This window comes from Xanthomonas sp. JAI131 (assembly GCF_013410075.1).
Taxonomy (GTDB): Bacteria; Pseudomonadota; Gammaproteobacteria; order Xanthomonadales; family Xanthomonadaceae; genus Xanthomonas_A; species Xanthomonas_A bonasiae.
Map to the genome: position 1 here is coordinate 475263 of NZ_JACCCN010000001.1, position 17645 is coordinate 492907.

General features: G+C 68.2%; 11 protein-coding genes. 6 read left to right on the forward strand and 5 right to left on the reverse strand.

Features of this window, described 5'->3' with window-relative positions:
• Positions 1-259 precede the first annotated feature (259 nt).
• The 6 genes from HDC36_RS02000 (at position 260) to HDC36_RS02025 (ending at position 11504) form a co-directional block, all read left to right on the forward strand.
• Positions 260-3235 (forward strand): TonB-dependent receptor, encoded by a 2976-nt coding sequence (locus tag HDC36_RS02000; RefSeq protein WP_179563995.1) that lies wholly within the window; start codon positions 260-262, stop codon positions 3233-3235.
• A 106-nt stretch (positions 3236-3341) separates the two neighbouring features.
• Entirely contained in the window at positions 3342-4964 is a 1623-nt protein-coding gene (locus tag HDC36_RS02005) for a glucoamylase family protein (RefSeq protein ID WP_179563996.1), read from the forward strand.
• A gap of 38 nt (positions 4965-5002) precedes the next feature.
• Positions 5003-6274 carry a sugar ABC transporter substrate-binding protein gene (locus HDC36_RS02010; RefSeq protein ID WP_241092811.1) on the forward strand — a complete coding sequence of 424 codons (1272 nt, stop codon included), beginning with the start codon at positions 5003-5005 and terminating at the stop codon, positions 6272-6274.
• Positions 6271-7152, forward strand: a complete 882-nt coding sequence (locus HDC36_RS02015; RefSeq protein WP_179563998.1) for a sugar ABC transporter permease — start codon at positions 6271-6273, stop codon at positions 7150-7152. The genes HDC36_RS02010 and HDC36_RS02015 overlap by 4 nt, the downstream gene beginning before the upstream one ends.
• A complete protein-coding gene (locus HDC36_RS02020) occupies positions 7149-7985 on the forward strand; it encodes a carbohydrate ABC transporter permease (protein WP_179564000.1) in 837 nt (278 codons plus the stop codon). Before HDC36_RS02015 ends, HDC36_RS02020 begins: the two co-directional genes overlap by 4 nt.
• Before the next feature lie 375 nt (positions 7986-8360).
• Entirely contained in the window at positions 8361-11504 is a 3144-nt protein-coding gene (locus HDC36_RS02025; protein WP_255432567.1) for a discoidin domain-containing protein, read from the forward strand.
• A 128-nt stretch (positions 11505-11632) separates the two neighbouring features.
• On the opposite strand, the gene HDC36_RS02030 is transcribed toward HDC36_RS02025, so the two are convergent.
• The 5 genes from HDC36_RS02030 to zwf form a co-directional block, all read right to left on the reverse strand.
• The gene (locus tag HDC36_RS02030; protein ID WP_179564002.1) at positions 11633-12289 is read right to left on the reverse strand and encodes a bifunctional 4-hydroxy-2-oxoglutarate aldolase/2-dehydro-3-deoxy-phosphogluconate aldolase; all 657 of its coding nucleotides are present in this window, start codon (positions 12287-12289) and stop codon (positions 11633-11635) included.
• Between the two features lie 98 nt (positions 12290-12387).
• Positions 12388-14304, reverse strand: coding sequence for a phosphogluconate dehydratase (gene edd, locus HDC36_RS02035; protein WP_179564004.1), 1917 nt, complete (start codon positions 14302-14304; stop codon positions 12388-12390).
• Positions 14305-14428: 124 nt separating this feature from the next.
• On the reverse strand, positions 14429-15148 hold the full coding sequence (locus tag HDC36_RS02040; protein WP_179564006.1) for a 6-phosphogluconolactonase: 720 nt from the start codon (positions 15146-15148) through the stop codon (positions 14429-14431).
• Complete coding sequence (glk, locus tag HDC36_RS02045) at positions 15145-16152, reverse strand: glucokinase (RefSeq protein WP_179564008.1); 1008 nt, start codon at positions 16150-16152, stop codon at positions 15145-15147. Before glk ends, HDC36_RS02040 begins: the two co-directional genes overlap by 4 nt.
• Complete coding sequence (zwf, locus tag HDC36_RS02050) at positions 16149-17612, reverse strand: glucose-6-phosphate dehydrogenase (protein ID WP_225209771.1); 1464 nt, start codon at positions 17610-17612, stop codon at positions 16149-16151. The genes glk and zwf overlap by 4 nt, the downstream gene beginning before the upstream one ends.
• Between the last annotated feature and the right edge of the window lie 33 nt (positions 17613-17645).

The following is a 17645-nucleotide window of genomic DNA, read 5'->3' on the forward strand; positions in this document are numbered from 1 at the left end:
GGCGCGCACGAGGTCGAAACAGCGCGTTGTCGCAGGAACGGCGCCGCCGCAGCGCGAACCCGCGTTCGGCGATCCGAGTGCGACCTTGCCGCGCGTGGTGGGTAGTGCCGGTGGAAACGTTGGAAAAGCATGGGCCGCGCAACGTCGTCGCTGCCCGTGTCGCTGCTGATGATGCGTCACTTGTTGGATTTTTCTTTCTTGCATTCGGCCAATTCGCTCTTCCCTGCAACCAGAACATGAACAACCCCGGGAGGGTTTCATGAAAATTTCCATCCAATCGACGTGCCGGCCGCAACGCAGCGCACTTGCCTGCGCCCTGGCCGGCTGTTTGCTGCTTGCCGCCGCGCCGGTGCTCGCGCAGAGCACCGCGGCCACCATTCGCGGCCAGGTGACGGCCGATTCGGCCGCTGCCGGCAGCGCGAAAGTGACCGCGACCAACCTGGCGACCGGCTTCAGCCGCAGCGTCCAGACCACGGCGTCCGGCAGCTATTCGGTCGCGGGCTTGCCGCCGGGCACCTACCGGGTCGACGTGCAGGCGGGCGACAGCACCAGCAGCCAGACCATCACCGTGCAGGTCGGCCAGGCGGCGACGCTGAATCTCGCCGCCGGTGGCACCGGCACTGCCGCTGGCGGCGGCGCCACCACGCTGGACACGGTGCAGGTCACCGCGCCGCTGGCGGTGGAAACCAAGACTTCCGAGGTGGCCACCTACGTCACCACGCGCCAGATCGAGGCCTTGCCGCAGAGCTCGCGCAACTTCCTGGCCTTCGCCGATACCGTGCCCGGCATGGTGTTCGAGACCAGCCCCAGCGACGGCTCGACCAAGCTGCAGTCCGGCGCGCAGAGCGCGAACAACATCAATGTGTTCATCGATGGCGTCGGCCAGAAGAACTACGTGTTGGCCGGCGGCATCACCGGGCAGGACTCCAGCCGCGGCAATCCGTTCCCGCAGCTGGCGATCGGCGAATACAAGGTCATCACCTCCAACTACAAGGCCGAGTACGACCAGCTCAGCAGCGCGGCGGTGTCGGCGGTGACCAAGTCCGGCGGCAACGATTTCCACGGCAGCTTCTTCTGGGACTACAGCAATTCCGATTGGCGCGCGGCGCGCGAGTCGGAGAAGGCGCAGGGCAGCAAGGACCGTTCCAAGGACGAGCAGTACGGCTTCTCGTTCGGCGGCCCGATCGTCAAGGACGTGGCGCATTTCTTCGTGACCTACGAAGGCAAGGACTACTCCGCGCCGCAGGACGTGTATCCGGGCCAGGGCTACACCGTGTCCGAACTGCCCGCGTCCGTGCAGTCGGCGGTGCGCAACAGCACCGTGCCGTTCCATGAGGACCTGTACTTCGGCAAGATCGACTGGGCGATCGACGACAACAACCTGCTCGAATTGACCGCCAAGCGCCGCGAGGAAACCGGCCTGGGCAACGTCGGCGCGCAGAACACCGAGTCCTATGCCACCGAAAACCAGGTGGACGAAACCCGGGTGGACCTGCGCTGGCAGCTGACCATGGGCGACTGGCTCAACGATGCGCACCTGACCTACGAGAAGGCGTTCTGGTCGCTGGAGCCGAAGAACTTCGGCGACGGCTATGTGCTGACCGACGGCGCGGGCAACACCGGCAACGTGATCCTGGCCACCGGCGCCGGCTCGGGCGGCTACCAGCACAAGGGACAGACGGGCCACTCCTTCCAGGACGACCTGACCTTCTCCGGCTGGGAGGGCCACACCCTCAAGATGGGCGTGAAGTACAAGCAGGTCGAGCTGACCACGCTCGAGCAGCAGCCGTACAACCCGCAGTACTACTACGACATCAACGACAGCACCTCGGTGCCGTACTACATCAGCTTCGCCTCCGGCCTCACCGGCACCAGTCAGGGCACGCTGACGTCCAAGAACAAGCAGTTCGGCCTCTATTTCCAGGACGACTGGGAGGTCAACGACCGGCTGACCCTGAACCTGGGCCTGCGCTGGGACTACGAAAAGACGCCGAGCTACCTGAACTATGTGACCGATCCGGACGTGGTGGCGGCCATCTACAGCCAGGATCCGAACGCGCCGACTGGCCAGACCTATGCGCAGACGCTGGCGCTGGGCGGGATCGACATCTCCAACTACATCAGCGACGGCAGCAACCGGCATGCGTTCAAGGATGCCTGGCAGCCGCGCCTGGGCTTCTCCTACGACCTGAGCGGCGACCAGAAGCACGTGCTGTTCGGCGGCGCCGGGCGCTCCTACGACCGCAATCTGTTCGACTACCTGGCGCTGGAGCAGACCAAGGCCACCTACGGCAGCTACGGCTATTCGGTCAACACCGCCGCGCATCCGTGCACGGTCGGCGTCAACAATTGCCTGGAGTGGGACGATTCGCTGCTGCAGCAGTCCACGCTCGACGGGCTGGTGGCGAACAACTCGGCGGCCGGCCGCGAGGTCGACCTGCTGGCCAACAACCTGAAGGTGCCGTATTCGGACCAGTTCAGCCTCGGCATCCGCGACACGTTCCAGATGCTGGGCTACGGCTGGAACAGTTCGGTGACCCTGCAGCGCATCGTGTCCAAGGACGGCCTGGTGTTCCTGCTGGGCAACCGGCGTCCGGACGGCAGCTTCTTCGAGGCAGGCACCATCTCCGGCTCGCCGTGGGACTATGGCGTGCCGGGCTACGGGTCGCTGATCCTGGGCATGAACGGTCTGGAGACGCGCAACAACTCGCTGCTGCTGAGCCTGGAGAAGCCGTACACGTCCGAGTCGCCGTGGAGCGTGAACTTCGCCTACACCTACAGCAACGCCAAGGAGAACCGGCAGTTCGGCGAGCACTATGCGCTGGACTACCCGACGCTCTCCGGCTACGGCTGGTTCACCTCCGGCGGCGTGGCGCGGCACCGCCTGGTGATCAGCGGCGTCGCCGACGGTCCCTGGGACACTACGTTCTCCGGCAAGCTGACGCTGTCCACGCCGGAGTACTACTACACCACCTATTGCCCGTCGGACGGGCAGTGCCGCATCCGCCAGTTCCATCCCGACACCACGCTGGGCATCAAGCAGCTGGACCTGGCGGCGCAGAAGGTGTGGGACACCGGGTCCAACGTCAAGCTGAAGATGCGCTTGGATGTGCTGAACGTCTTCAACTGGAAGAACTACGACTCGTACAGCGTCGATTGGGACAGCGGGACCTATACCGGCTACGACCAGTACGCGACCCGTACCGCGAAGCTGTCGCTGGGCCTGGATTGGTAAAGGCTTTGCCGCGGCCACCCCGGAACGTTTAGGGTGGTCGCGGCGAGGCGGGAAGTAGGATAATTTCGCACATGCATGTAAACGATTTCACAGGGGTGTCGAAGGCATGAAACTGGGCAGCGTCGCACGCTCACCATTGGTCCTGCTGCTGGCGGCGGCAGCGCTGCTGGCATCCTGCAAGAAAACCGAGGAGCCCTCCGTAGCGGACAAGAAGCCGGTAAAAGTGATCCTGATCGAAGCGGAACTTCCCCCCAAGCTGGTCAAACCCGAGTTGCCGCCGCTGTTCGACGACATCGAACGGCGCACTTTCCAGTTCTTCTGGGACACCACCAACGAGCAGAACGGCCTGGCGGTCGACCGCTACCCGTCGCGCCCGTTCGCCAGCATCGCCTCGATCGGGTTTGCGCTCACCGTCTATCCGATCGGTTACGAGAACGGCTGGATCAGCCGCGAGCAGGCGGTGCAACGCACCCTGACCACGCTGCGCTTCCTGCGCGACGTGCCGGTCGGTCCGCAGCGCACCGGTCGCGCCGGCTACAAGGGTTTCTACTACCACTTCCTGGACATGCAGAAAGGCCTGCGCTACGACCAGTGGGTGGAGCTGTCGAGCGTGGACACCGCGCTGCTGATGATGGGCGTGCTGTTCGCGCAGTCCTACTACGAAGGCGACAGCGCCGACGAGAAGGAGATCCGCCAGATCGCCGACACGCTGTACCGCCGCGTGGACTGGAAGTGGATGCAGCAGCGCACGCCGCTGATCACGATGGGCTGGTACCCCGAGCGCGGCTTCATCCAGCACGACTGGATGGGCTACAACGAAGGCATGATGGTCTACCTGCTGGCGCTCGGCTCGCCGACCCATCCGGTGGAACCCGATGCGTGGCTGGAGTGGACCCGCACCTACAACAAGGACTGGGGCGTGTATTACGGCCAGGAATATCTGGCGTTCGGGCCGTTGTTCGCGCACCAGTACAACCACGTCTGGATCGACTTCCGCGACATCCAGGACCAGTACATGCGCGAGCACGGCATCGACTACTTCCTCAACAGCCGCCGCGCCACGCTCGCGCAGCGCGAGTACGCCATCGACAACCCGATGAAGTGGAAGGAGTACGGCGAGAACGTGTGGGGCCTGACCGCCAGCGACGGCCCGCAGAACACCACCCAGGACTACCGCGGCGAACAGCGCCAGTTCTTCCACTACCGCACCCGCGGCGCCGGATTGTTCGAAGCCTTCGACGACGGCACCATCGCGCCGACCGCGGCGGTGTCCTCGATCGTGTTCGCGCCGGAAGTGGTGATCCCGGCGACCCAGGAGATGCACAAGCGCTTCGGCGACTACATCTATTCCAGCTACGGCTTCCTGGATTCGTTCAATCCCAGCTTCAACTACGATATCCCGCTCAAGACCGGGCGCATGCTGCCCAACCGCGGCTGGGTCGCCGGCGACTACATCGGCATCGACCAGGGCGCGATCGTCACCATGATCGCCAACTACCGCAACGAGTTCGTCTGGAACGTGATGAAGAAGAACAAGTACCTGCGGACCGGCCTGGAGCGCGCCGGCTTCAGCGGCGGCTGGCTGACCCCGGAGGGCGAGACCCAGCCGTTGCCGAAGAAGGACGAGCAGGCGGCCACGGCCCGGGCGCTGGGCATCGCCGAGTCGCGCGCCGCGTCCGCCGAAGCGCAGCCCAATCCCGCGCAGCGCCAGCCGCAGAATCCGCAATGAGCGCTGTGCGGACGATGCGCCGGTACGTGACGCTGGGCATGCTGGTGCTGGCCGTGTGCGGTTGCGCGCGCGCGCCGCAGGGCGAGGTGGTGCGGTTCTGGGCGATGGGCCGCGAGGCCGAGGTGGTGGCCGAGCTGATCCCGGAGTTCGAGAAGGAGAATCCCGGCATCCACGTGGACATCCAGAACATCCCGTGGACCGCCGCGCACGAAAAGCTGCTGACCGCGTTCGCCGCCGACGGGTTGCCGGACGTGTGCCAGCTCGGCAACACCTGGATCCCCGAATTCGCCGCGCTGGACACGCTGCAGCCGCTGCAGCCCTACGTGGACAAGTCCAAGATTGTCGATCCGAAGGACTACTTCGCCGGCATCTGGGACACCAGCGTCATCGACGGCCAGCTGTACGGGGTGCCGTGGTACGTGGATACGCGCCTGCTGTTCTACCGCAAGGACATGCTGAAAGAGGCCGGCGTGGACAAGCTGCCGCAGACCTGGGCCGAGTGGGAGCAGGCCATGGCGGCGGTGAAGAAGCACGTGGGGCCGAAGCGCTACGCGATCCTGATGCCGATCAACGAATTCGAGCAGCAGCTGTCGCTGGGCCTGCAGCTGGACGATCCGCTGCTGCGCGACCACAACAACTACGGCAACTTCCGCAGCCCCGGTTTCCGCAAGGCGCTGGGCTTCTACGCCAACATGTTCGAACAGGGCTGGGCGCCGAAGATGTCCGAGACCCAGATCTCCAACGTGTGGGACGAATTCTTCAACGGCTTCTACGCGTTCTACATCTCCGGGCCGTGGAATATCCGCGAGTTCCGCAAGCTGGAGCCGGCGGCGCTGAAAGGGCAGTGGGGCACCATGCCGCTGCCGGGCCCGAGCGGCCCGGGCGCCGGCATCGCCGGCGGCACCAGCCTGGTGATCTTCCGCAAGTCGCAGCAGAAGGACGCGGCGTGGAAGCTGATCGAGTTCCTGTCGCGGCCGCAGACCCAGGCGCGGTTCCATGCGCTGATCGGCGACATGCCGCCGCGGCGCAGCACCTGGGAGTACCCGTCGCTGGCCAACGATCCGTTGGCGCATGCGTTCCGCGACCAGCTGGAGCGGGTCAAGCCGGCGCCGAAGGTGCTGGAGTGGGAGCGCATCGTGCAGGAAATGCGGCTGGTCACCGAGCGCGTGGTGCGCGGCGGCGAAAGCCAGGAGAAGGCGGTGCAGGACCTGGACAAGCGCGTGGACGAAATCCTGGAGAAGCGGCGCTGGATCTACCAGCAGCAGCATCCGCAGGCAGCGGCCGCAGCGGCTGCGGGAGCGGCGCCATGAAGCGCGGTTCCCTGGCCGGCTGGCTGTTCGCCGGGCCGGCGCTGATCGTGATCGGCGTGTTCTTCGGCCTGCCGGTGCTGTCGGCGCTGGCGCTGAGCGTCACCGACTTCGACCTGTACGCGCTGGCCGACAGCAACCACCTGCGCTTCGTCGGCTTCGGCAACTACATCGAGTTGCTGCAGACGCAGATGTTCTGGAAGTCGCTGTGGAACACCACCTACTTCGTCATCGTCGGCGTGCCGTTGTCGATCGGCGCCTCGCTGGGTGCGGCGCTGCTGCTCAATGCGCCGGTGGCGCGGTTCAAGCCGCTGTTCCGCACCGCGTTGTTCGCGCCGGTGGTGACCACGCTGGTGGCGGTGGCGGTGATCTGGCGCTACCTGTTCCACACCAGCTACGGCCTGGTCAACTACGGCCTGAGCCATCTGGGCATCGGCCCGATCGACTGGCTCGGCGACCCGCACTGGGCGATGCCGACGATCATGCTGTTCGCGGTGTGGAAGAACTTCGGCTACAACATGGTGATCTTCCTCGCCGGCCTGCAGGGCATCCCGCAGGACCTGTACGAGGCCGCGCGCATCGACGGCGCGTCGAAGTGGCGGCAGTTCCTGCACATCACCCTGCCGATGCTGGGTCCGGTGCTGCTGGTGGTCGGAGTGATCACCGTGTCCGGCTATTTCCAGCTGTTCGCCGAACCCTACGTGATGACCCGCGGCGACCCGCTGCAAAGCACGGTCAGCGTGCTGTACTTCATGTTCGAGGAAGGCTTCAAGTGGTGGAACCTCGGCCGCGCGTCGGCGGTGGCGTTCCTGCTGTTCCTGATCATCCTGGGAGTGACCTCCGTGATGCTGCGCTTCGGCCGCAAGAAGGACCTGGTATGAGCCGCGAAATCGGCGCGTCGCGCTGGAACACGCTGCTGGTCAACGGCGGGCTGCTGGTGCTGGCGCTGATCAGCCTGGCGCCGCTGCTGTGGATGGTGTCGGTGTCGTTCATGCCGGCGGGGCAGGCGAGCCACTTCCCGCCGCCGATGCTGCCGACCGGCCCGACCCTGGCCAACTACGGCGAGCTGTTCTCGCGGACCGGCATGGCGCGCAACTTCGCCAACAGCCTGCTGGTGTCGTGCGCGATCACCTTCGGCTCGCTGCTGATCAACACCATGGCCGGCTACGCCTTCGCCAAGCTGCGCTTCGTCGGCAAGGAGCGGATCTTCCAGATCCTGCTGGCGGCGCTGGTGATCCCGGCGCAGGTGGCCATGCTGCCGCTGTTCCTGCTGATGAAGCAGCTGCACCTGGTCAACAACTTCGGCGGGGTGGTGGTGCCGGCGCTGGCTACGGTGTTCGGCATCTTCCTGGTGCGCCAGTACGCGCGCTCGATCCCGGACGAACTGCTGGAGGCCGCGCGCATCGACGGCGCCGGCGAGCTGCGCATCTTCTTCCAGATCGTGCTGCCGATGCTCAAGCCGGTGCTGGTGACGCTGACCATCTTCACCTTCATGGCCGCGTGGAACGACTTCATGTGGCCGTTGATCGTGCTGACCGACCAGGAGCACTACACCCTGCCGGTGGCGCTGGCGGCGCTGTCGCGCGAACACATCATGGACGTGGAGATGATGATGGCCGGCGCGGTGGTGACGGTGATCCCGGTGCTGGCGCTGTTCCTGGCGCTGCAGCGCTACTACATCCAGGGCTTGCTGCTGGGTAGCGTGAAGGGGTGAGGGAACGCGCTTGCGAGCCATTGGCTCGCGCGTTCCCGAACGCCCGGCCATGGATGGCCGGGCCGGACGTTCTGGAGTGCGAGTGTTACGCCATGGATGGCAGCGGTTCTGCCGATCATGGAGCGCCACTGGCGCGCGTTGCGCCGAACGCCTGGCCGCGATGGTCAGGCCGGGTTGTCCGAAGCCGGTATGCTTCGCCAGGGACGGCATGGCGTATGCACTGGTGCTGGGCGTGCGACTCGCAGGTCATGGTGGACGCGCACCTGTAGGAGGGGCTTCAGCCCCGACGCCTTACCGGTCATGCGTCGGGGCTGAAGCCCCTCCTGCAAAAAAGCCAACGACACAACGGGGACGAGGTTCATGACGGGAGCGGCGATGACGAGCAGACGGTGGACGATGGCCATCCTGGGCCTGGCGGCGGCGCAGGCCTTTGCCGCGGCGCCGACCGCGCCGGTAGCGCTGGACAGCTTCAACAATCTCGACAACTGGCAGATCGTCGTCTCCAACCAGGTCACCGCCTCGACCCGGCTGGTGCAGGCCGCCAGCGGCGGCCGCGCCAAGGCGATCTGCCTGGACTACGACTTCAACGGCGTTTCCGGCTACGCCGGGATCCGCCGCGCGATCCCGATCGACTATCCGGACAACTACCAGCTCGCATTCCAGCTGCGCGGCGATTCGCCGAGCAACGACCTGCAGTTCAAGCTGGTCGACGCCAGCGGCGACAACGTGTGGTGGGTCAACCGGCCGCGCTACGACTTCCCCAAGCAGTGGAGCACGGTCAGCTTCAAGAAGCGGCAGATCGACAAGGCCTGGGGACCGAGTCCGGACAAGGAACTCAAGCACAGCGCGCAGGTCGAGTTCACCATCTACAACCAGGTCGGCGGCAAGGGCACGGTGTGCTTCGACCAGCTGACCCTGACGCCGCTGCCGCCGCAGGACACCTCGCCGCTGACGGTGAAGGTCAGCGCCGACACCGCGCCGGCGCTGGAGCAGCGCATCGCCGACGGCAAGCCCGACACGGTGTGGTACAGCGGCAACGCCAAGACCCAGACCATCATGCTCGACCTGGGCAAGGTGCGCGAGTTCGGCGGCGCCAAGGTGCAATGGGCGCCGGGCGTGTATGCCTCGCGCTACAAGCTGCAGGGCTCGGCCGACGGCCGCAGCTGGCGCGAGCTGCGCACCGTCACCGCCGGCAACGGCAGCACCGACTGGTTGCCGATGCCCGAAACCGAGGCGCGCTACGTGCGCATCGACCTGGAGGACGGCCCCAGCTTCCGCTACGGCATCGCCGATATCGCGCTGCAGCCGCTGGCCTTCGCCGCGACCCCGAACGACTTCGTCAAGTCGGTGGCGGCCGATTCCACCCGCGGCTGGTTCCCGCGCGGCTTCAGCGGCGAGCAGCCGTACTGGACCATCGTCGGCCTGGACGGCGGCCGCGAGCAGGGCCTGGTCGGCGAGGACGGCGCGATCGAAGTGGGCAAGGGCGGCTTCAGCATCGAGCCGTTCCTGCTGCTGGACGGCAAGCGCCTGAGCTGGGCCGACGTGAAGACCGCGCAGAGCCTGCAGGACGACTACCTGCCGATCCCCAGCGTGGACTGGAGCCACGACAACGCCGGCCTGCGCATCACCGCCTTCGTGCAGGGCACGCCGGAGCAGGCGCAGCTGGTGGCGCGCTACCGGCTCAGCAACCCGAGCAAGAAGCCGCACGACTACACCCTGGCGCTGGCGGTGCGGCCGTTCCAGGTGAACCCGCCCAGCCAGTTCCTCAACACCGTCGGCGGGGTCAGCCCGATCCATCTGCTGGCGTTCGACGGCGGCCAGGTGCAGGTCAACGGCGAGCCGCGCGTGTTCGCGGTGCAGAAGCCCGACGCGGCCTACGCCACGGCGTTCGACGCCGGCATCGACATCGAGCGCCTGGCCGCCGACAGCGCCGCGCTGCCGCAGCAGGCGTCCGACGCCGACGGCCTGGCCTCGGGCGCGCTGCTGTACCGCGGGCGCCTGGCCCCGGGCGAAGTGCGCGAAGTGGCCTTGCTGATCCCGCAGACCGGCGCGCAGGCGCTGCCGTCCGGGTTCGATGCGGCGCGTGCGCAACAGCTGGTGGCCGAGCAGTGGCGCGAGAAACTGGACCGGGTGCAGCTGAGCGTCCCGGCCGAGGGCAAGGCGCTGGCCGACACCTTGCGCACCGCGCTGGCGCACATGCTGATCTCGCGGATCGGGCCACGCCTGCAGCCGGGCACACGCTCGTATTCGCGCAGCTGGATCCGCGACGGCGCGATGATTTCCGAAGGCCTGCTGCGCCTGGGCCGCGCCGACGTGGCGCGCGAGTACCTGGAGTGGTACGCGCCGTACCAGTTCGCCAACGGCATGGTGCCGTGCTGCGTGGACGACCGCGGCAGCGATCCGGTGCCGGAGAACGACAGCCATGGCGAACTGATCTTCGGCGTCGCCGACTACTACCGCTACAGCGGCGACCGCGCGTTCCTGGAAAAGATGTGGCCGCACGTGCTGGCCGCGTACGAGTACATGGAACAGCTGCGGCTCAGCGAGCGCACCGAGGAGAACCGGGCGCGCAATCCGGCGTTCTACGGGATGATGCCGGTGTCGATCAGCCACGAAGGCTATTCGGCCAAGCCGATGCATTCGTACTGGGACAACTTCTGGGCGCTGCGCGGCTACAAGGACACGGTGGAGATCGCCGCCGAGCTCGGCCGCGTCGACGATGCGGCACGCTTCGCCGCCGCGCGCGACGAATTCCGCCAGGACCTGTACGCCTCGCTGCAGACCGCCACGCAGCAGCACCACATCGATTTCCTGCCCGGTTCGGCCGAGCTGGGCGATTTCGATCCGACCTCCACGACCATCGCGCTGGCGCCGGGCGGGGAGCAGGGCCGGCTGCCGCCGCAGCTGCTGGGCAACACCTTCGAGCGCTATTGGGGCGAGTTCGCCAGCCGCCGCGACGGCAAGCGCGAGTGGAAGGATTACACCCCGTACGAATGGCGCAACGTCGCCGCGTTCGTGCGCCTGGGCTGGCGCGAGCGGGCCTGGGACGCGACCCAGTTCTTCTTCAAGGACCGCGCGCCGCAGCCGTGGAACCAGTGGGCCGAAGTGGTCTCGCGCACGCCGCGCAAGCCGTTCTTCGTCGGCGACCTGCCGCATGCCTGGGTGGCGTCGGACTTCGTGCGCTCGACGCTGGACATGTTCGCCTACGCGCGCGACATCGACGACAGCCTGGTGCTGGCGGCCGGCGTGCCGGCGGCCTGGTTCGACGGCAAGGGCATCGCGATCCAGGACCTGCGCACCCCGCAGGGCGAATTGAGCTACCAGCTGCGCCGGCAGAAGAACCGCCTGACCCTGGGCATCGGCGGCGGCCTGCGCGTGCCCAGCGGCGGCCTGGTGCTGCCGTGGCCGTATCCGGGCGAGCCCGGGCGCACCCTGGTCAATGGCGAGCCGGCGCAGTGGGAAAATGGCGAGCTGCGGATCCGTTCTTTGCCGGCGGATGTGCAGATCGAGGTGCGGTGAGGCCGGGATTCGGGAGTCGGGATTCGGGAGTCGTAACAGCAAAAGCAAAAGCAAAAAAAGCGCCGGCATGCCGGCGCTTTTTTTGTTTCCCGATCGCGGGGAGCCGGGCTTTAGCGAATCCCGAATCCCTAATCCCGAATCCCGCGGACAATGGCCGCCGCCTTCGCCGCGCTCTCGCGCACCTTGTCCCACTCGCCGTTGGCCAGCCAGTCCTTCGGCACCATCCACGAGCCGCCGATGCAGACCACGTTCGGCTGCGCCAGGTACTCGGCCGCGGTGCTTTCGCCGATGCCGCCGGTGGGGCACAGCTTCAGGTCCGCCAGCGGACCGGCCAGGCCCTTGAGCATCGCCAGGCCGCCGACCGCGGTGGCCGGGAACAGCTTGCAGACGCGGAAGCCGCGCGCCATCAGCGCCAACAGTTCGGTCGGGGTGGCCGCGCCCGGTACCACCGGCAGCGGCGCCCGCGCCAGCGCGTCGGCCAGCGCCGGCGGCGTGCCCGGGGTGACGATGAAATCGGCGCCGGCGTCGATCGCCTGCTGCAGCTGGGTTTCGGTGAGCACCGTGCCGGCGCCGATCTTGATGTCCGGCAGTTCGCGCTTGAGCATCGCCAGCGCGTCCATCGCCACCGGCGTGCGCAGGGTCAGCTCGATCGCGGGCAGGCCGCCTTCGAGCAGCGCGGCGGAGACGCGGCGCGCCTCGTCCAGGCTGTGTACGGTCACCACCGGCAGGATGCCGGCGGCGCGCAGGAGCTGTTCGGCGGTGTTCTGGTGTTCGGCAATCGTCATGGCAATCTCGTAGTCGCGAAGATGGCGGGAGTGCATCGGCCGCAGGCGGCCGACGCGGGGGGGGCGTGGCGCCGGTGGCGCCGGTCGGGCCGCAAGGCTTACGCGTCCTTCGCCTCGTGCGGCGCGTCGGCGGCCTCGCTGCTGCGGCCCAGGTCGTACTCGGCGTCGTAGTTCCAGTCGTCGCCGTCGGCGGCCGGCGGGCCGCAGGAGATCGACATCGCGCCCTGGTCGGCGGGACCGACCACGCGGCGGTTGATCGCGAACAGGTTGCGGCCGAGGTCGTGCGCAGCCGGCGCGGTGTTCGGCGCCAGCGCACGCGCCGCCCATTCGGCGGCATCCACCAGCACTTCCAGGGTGCCGGCTTCGCCGTCCAGGCGCACGATGTCGCCTTCGCGCACGCGCGCGATCGGGCCGCCGCGCGCCGCTTCCGGCGTCACGTGGATCGCCGCCGGGAACTTGCCCGAGGCGCCGGACAGGCGCCCGTCGGTGACCAGCGCCACGCGCCGGCCCTGGTTCTGCAGCAGGCCCAGCAGCGGCGCCAGCGAATGCAGTTCCGGCATGCCGTTCGCGCGCGGGCCCTGGTAGCGCAGCACCACCACGAAGTCGTGCGGCAGCACCCCGGCGGCATGCAGCTTGTTCAAGGCCTGCGGCGCGTCGATGACCACCGCCGGCGCCTCGATGGTGCGGAATTCCGGCTTCACCGCCGACAGCTTGATCAGCGAGCGGCCGAGATTGCCGCGCAGCAGGCGCAATCCGCCCTGCGCTTCGAACGGATTGGAGGCCGGGCGCACCACGCTTTCGTCGGCGCTCTTGGCCGGGCTCGGCACGTAGGCCAGCGCGCCGTTCTGCACGCACGGCTCGTCGCCGTAGGCACGCATGCCGCCGGGCACGATGGTGGCCAGGTCGTCGTGCATCAGCCCCGCGTCCATCAGCTCGCGGAACACGAACCCCACGCCGCCGGCCGCGGCTAAATGGTTCACGTCGGCCTCGCCGTTGGGATACACGCGGGTCAGCAGCGGCACGATCTGCGACAGTTCGTCCAGGTCGTCCCAGGTCAGCACGATGCCGGCCGCGCGCGCCACCGCCAGCCAGTGGATGGTGTGGTTGGTGGAGCCGCCGGTGGACATCAGCGCGACCGCGGCGTTGACGATCGCGCGTTCGTCGATCAGCCGGCCGAGCGGGCGGAAATCGCTGCCCAGCGCGGTGATGCGCAGCGCGCGCTCGGTGGCCTGCTGGGTCAGCGCGTCGCGCAGCGGCGTGCCCGGATTGACGAACGAGGCGCCGGGCAACTGCACGCCCATCGCTTCCAGCAACACCTGGTTGGAATTGGCGGTGCCGTAGAAGGTGCAGGTGCCGGGCGCGTGGTAGGACGCCGATTCGGCGGCCAGCAGTTCCTCGCGGGTGGCCTGGCCGGCGGCGTAGCGCTCGCGCACCTCGGCCTTCTGCTTGTTGGGAATGCCCGGGGTCATCGGCCCGGCCGGGACGAACACCGCCGGCAGGTGGCCGAACGCCAGCGCACCGATCAGCAGGCCGGGCACGATCTTGTCGCACACGCCCAGGTAGAGGGTGGTGTCGAACATGTCGTGGCTGAGGCCGATCGCGGTGGCCTGGGCGATCACGTCGCGCGAGAACAGCGACAGCTCCATGCCGGGACGGCCCTGGGTCACGCCGTCGCACATCGCCGGCACGCCGCCGGCGACCTGCGCCGTGGCGCCCAGCGCACGCGCGGTGCTGCGGATGATCTCCGGGTAGTGCTCGAACGGCTGGTGCGCCGACAGCATGTCGTTGTAGGCGGTGACGATGCCCAGGTTCGGGGTGATCCCGCCTTCCAGCCGGCTCTTGTCGGTCGGGCCGCAGGCGGCGAAGCCGTGCGCCAGGTTGCCGCAGCTCAGGCGGCTGCGGAACGGGCCGTCGCGCAATGCGGCATCGATGCCGGCCAGGTAGGCGCGCCGCGACGGCGCACTGCGCGAGCGGATGCGCTCGGTGATCGCGTGGATTTTCGGATGCAGGCTCATTGGCAGAAGTGGCTATGAAGTGTGGGGGAGTGACCGCATGACGGAACGGGGAACTCGAACAAACCGGGAAGGCGGCAGCGCGCGGCTGTTCCGAATCCCCAATCCCGACTCCCCAATCCCGGCCTCACTCACACCAATGCACGCGCAAGCGCGCACCAGGCGTGTCGAAGGCGACGCGGATCGGGAATTCGTGCGGATCGCTGCCGGCCAGCGCGCGCTCGAGCACGTCGAGCTTCTGCTTGCCGCGCAGCAACAGCATGCGCTGGCCGATCGGCGCCAACCCGGCCGGGGTCAGGGTGATGCGCAGCGGCCAGGTGTTGGCGCCGGGGCAGCCGGTGGCGTCGAGCGCGGCGTAGGGCAGGGGATTGGCCAGCGCCTTGTTCAGGTCGGTGGCGCCGGGGAACAGCGACGCGGTGTGGCCGTCGCCGCCCATGCCGAGCACCGCCATGCACGCGGCCGGCGCATGCTGCGCATGCAGGTTGGCGGCGTGCACGCAATCCTGCAGCGGCTTGCCGACCCGCACCAGCGGCTCGAAGCGCGCGCCTTCGGCACGTTCCAGGAAGCTCTGCCGGACCAGGTAGGCATTGCTGTCGCTGTCCTGCGGCGACAGCCAGCGCTCGTCGACCAGGCCCACTTCCAGCTTGGTCCAGTCCAGCGGCAATTCCGCCAGCGCCTGGTACACCGGCGCCGGGGTGGTGCCGCCGGACAGCAGCAGCCGCGCGTTGCCGCGCAGCTCGATGTCCGCGCGCAGCGCGTCGCCGATCTCTGCCGCCGCCGCGTCGATCCATTCGTCGGGATCGTCGTAGCGGATCAGGGTGATGCGATCGGACAACGTGGGGCTCATGTAACGACTCCTGGGGATTGCCGCTCGGCATCGACCGCGTAAGCGGCGGCGCCGAGCAGGCCGGGACGGGGGTGGATCACCGCCAGCGACGGTACCCGCGCCATGATCGACGAAAAGCGGCCCTTGTGCTCGAAGCGCTGGCGGAAGCCGGAGTGCTGCAGCGCGTCGAGCATCTTCGGCACCAGGCCGCCGGTCAGGAATACGCCGTCCCAGGCACCCTGCACCAGCACCAGGTCGCCGGCGATGGCGCCGAACACCGCGCAGAACACGTCGATGGTGCGCATCGCGCGGTAGTCGCCCTGCGCGGCGCGAGCGGTGATGTCCTCCGGCTGCAGCGGACCGGGATTGTCGCCGGCGATCTCGCTGAGCGCGCGATGGATGTTGACCAGGCCGGGGCCGCAGATCAGGCGTTCGTTGGAGACGCGGCCGAACTGCTGCGACAGCAGCTCCAGGATGCGGATCTCCTCGGGCGTGCCCGGCGGGAAACTGACGTGGCCGCCCTCGGTCTCCAGCGGGATGCAACGGCCGCCGCGGGTCAGCAGGCCGCCGACGCCCAGGCCGGTGCCGGGGCCGATCACCGCGTAGTTGCGCGGCGTGGCGACCGGCGCCGGCTGCCACGCCGCACCGCCGACCTGGACCACGTCCTGCGGCTGCAGCAGGCTGATCGCCATCGCCTGCGCGGCGAAGTCGTTGATCAGGTGCAGTTCGTCGAAGCCGAGCATGGCGCAGGTGCGCGAGCGCGAGATCACCCACGGGTGGTTGGTGATCCGCGCCTCGTCGCCGTCCACCCGCCCGGCCACGGCGAACACGCCGCTGCGCGCGTCCACGCCGGTCTGCTGCAGGTAGTGGCGCGCCGCGTCGCCCAGCGACGGGAACTCCACCACCGCATAGGTCTGGGTGCTGTCGTCGAGCAACGGCGTGGACGCGTCGAGGTCGGCGAGCGCGAAGCGCGCGTTGGTGCCGCCGATGTCGGCGACCAGCACCGGCCGCAGCGGCGCGCTCATGACGCGTCCCGCTGCACGGCGCTGGCGTCGTCGGCGGAGACGTAGCGTTCGGCCTCCTGCGGCCCCCAGCTGCCGGCCGGGTAGGGCAGCAGCGGCAGTTGCGCCTGCGCCCAGGCGTCGCTGACGCTGTCGATCCAGGCCCAGGCCGCGCGCACTTCGTCGTCGCGCACGAACAGCGCGTGGTTGCCGTTGAGCGCGTCCAGCATCAGCCGCTCGTAGGCGATGCGGCGATGCAGGCCGGTCGGCACCGACAGTTCCAGTTCCAGCGGCTGCAGTTCCAGCGCGCCCCATTCCGGACCGGCCAGGCTGCTCATCAGGCCCAGTTCGATGTTCTCCTGCGGCTGCAGCTGGAAGGTCAGCCGGTTCGGCGCCACGTGCTTCGCGTCCGGGCGCTCGAACAGCCAATGGGTGACCGGCTTGAGCGTGACCACGATGCGCGTGGTGCGTTCGGCCAGGCGCTTGCCGGTGCACAGCCGGAACGGCACCCCGGCCCAGCGCCAGTTGTCGATGTAGGCGGTGACGCCGACGAAGGTCTCCACGTCGCTGCCTTCCGGCGGCTGGTAGGCCTGCGCCTGCTGGCCGTTGATAGTGCCGGCGGTGTAGCGCCCGCGCACGCTGTCGCGCGCGGCGTGCGCGGCCTGCAGCGGACGCAGCGCACGCAGCACCTTGACCTTCTCGTCGCGGATGCGGTCCGCCTCCAGCGAGGCCGGCGGCTCCATCGCCACCAGGCACAGCAGCTGCAGGATATGGCTCTGGACCATGTCGCGCAGCGCGCCGGAACGCGCGTAGTAGGCGTCGCGGCCGTCCACGCCCTCGCTCTCGGCGACCAGGATCTCCACCGACTCGATGTAGTTGCGGTTCCACACCGCCTCCAGCAGCGTGTTGCCGAAGCGCAGCGCGATCAGGTTCTGCACCGCCGCCTTGCCCAGGTAGTGGTCCAGGCGGAACACGCGGTCCTCGTCGATCAGCGCGCCGATCGCCTGCAGGATCTCGCGCGCGCTGGCCGAGTCGTGGCCGATCGGCTTCTCCAGCATCAGCCGGTTCGGCGCGGCCAGCGCCCCGCCCAGGGCCAGGCCCTGGCAGGTGCTGATGTACAGCCCCGGCGGGATCGCCAGATAGCTGACGCACTTGCGCGAGGCCAGCTCGCGCACCGCGTCGGCCACCGACTCGGCATTGCGCAGGTCCACCGAGCGGTAGTCGGTGCGATCCAGCAGCGACTGGATCACCGCCTCGCTGACCTGCGGCATCGCCGCCTGCAGCCGCGGCTTGAGGATCTCGTGGAACTTGGCGGTGTCGTGCGGCGACAGCGCCAGCGCGCGGATGCGGAAGTCTTCCGGCAGGAAGCCGTCGTCGAGCATGCGCAGCAGCGACGGGAACAGGTAGCGCTGGGCCAGATCGCCGGTGGCGCCAAACAGCAGGAACGTATCGTGCATCGACCGGTTTTCGGTTTCGGGTGACATTTCGTCGATCACCTGGGGGCTAGTAGTGACGTG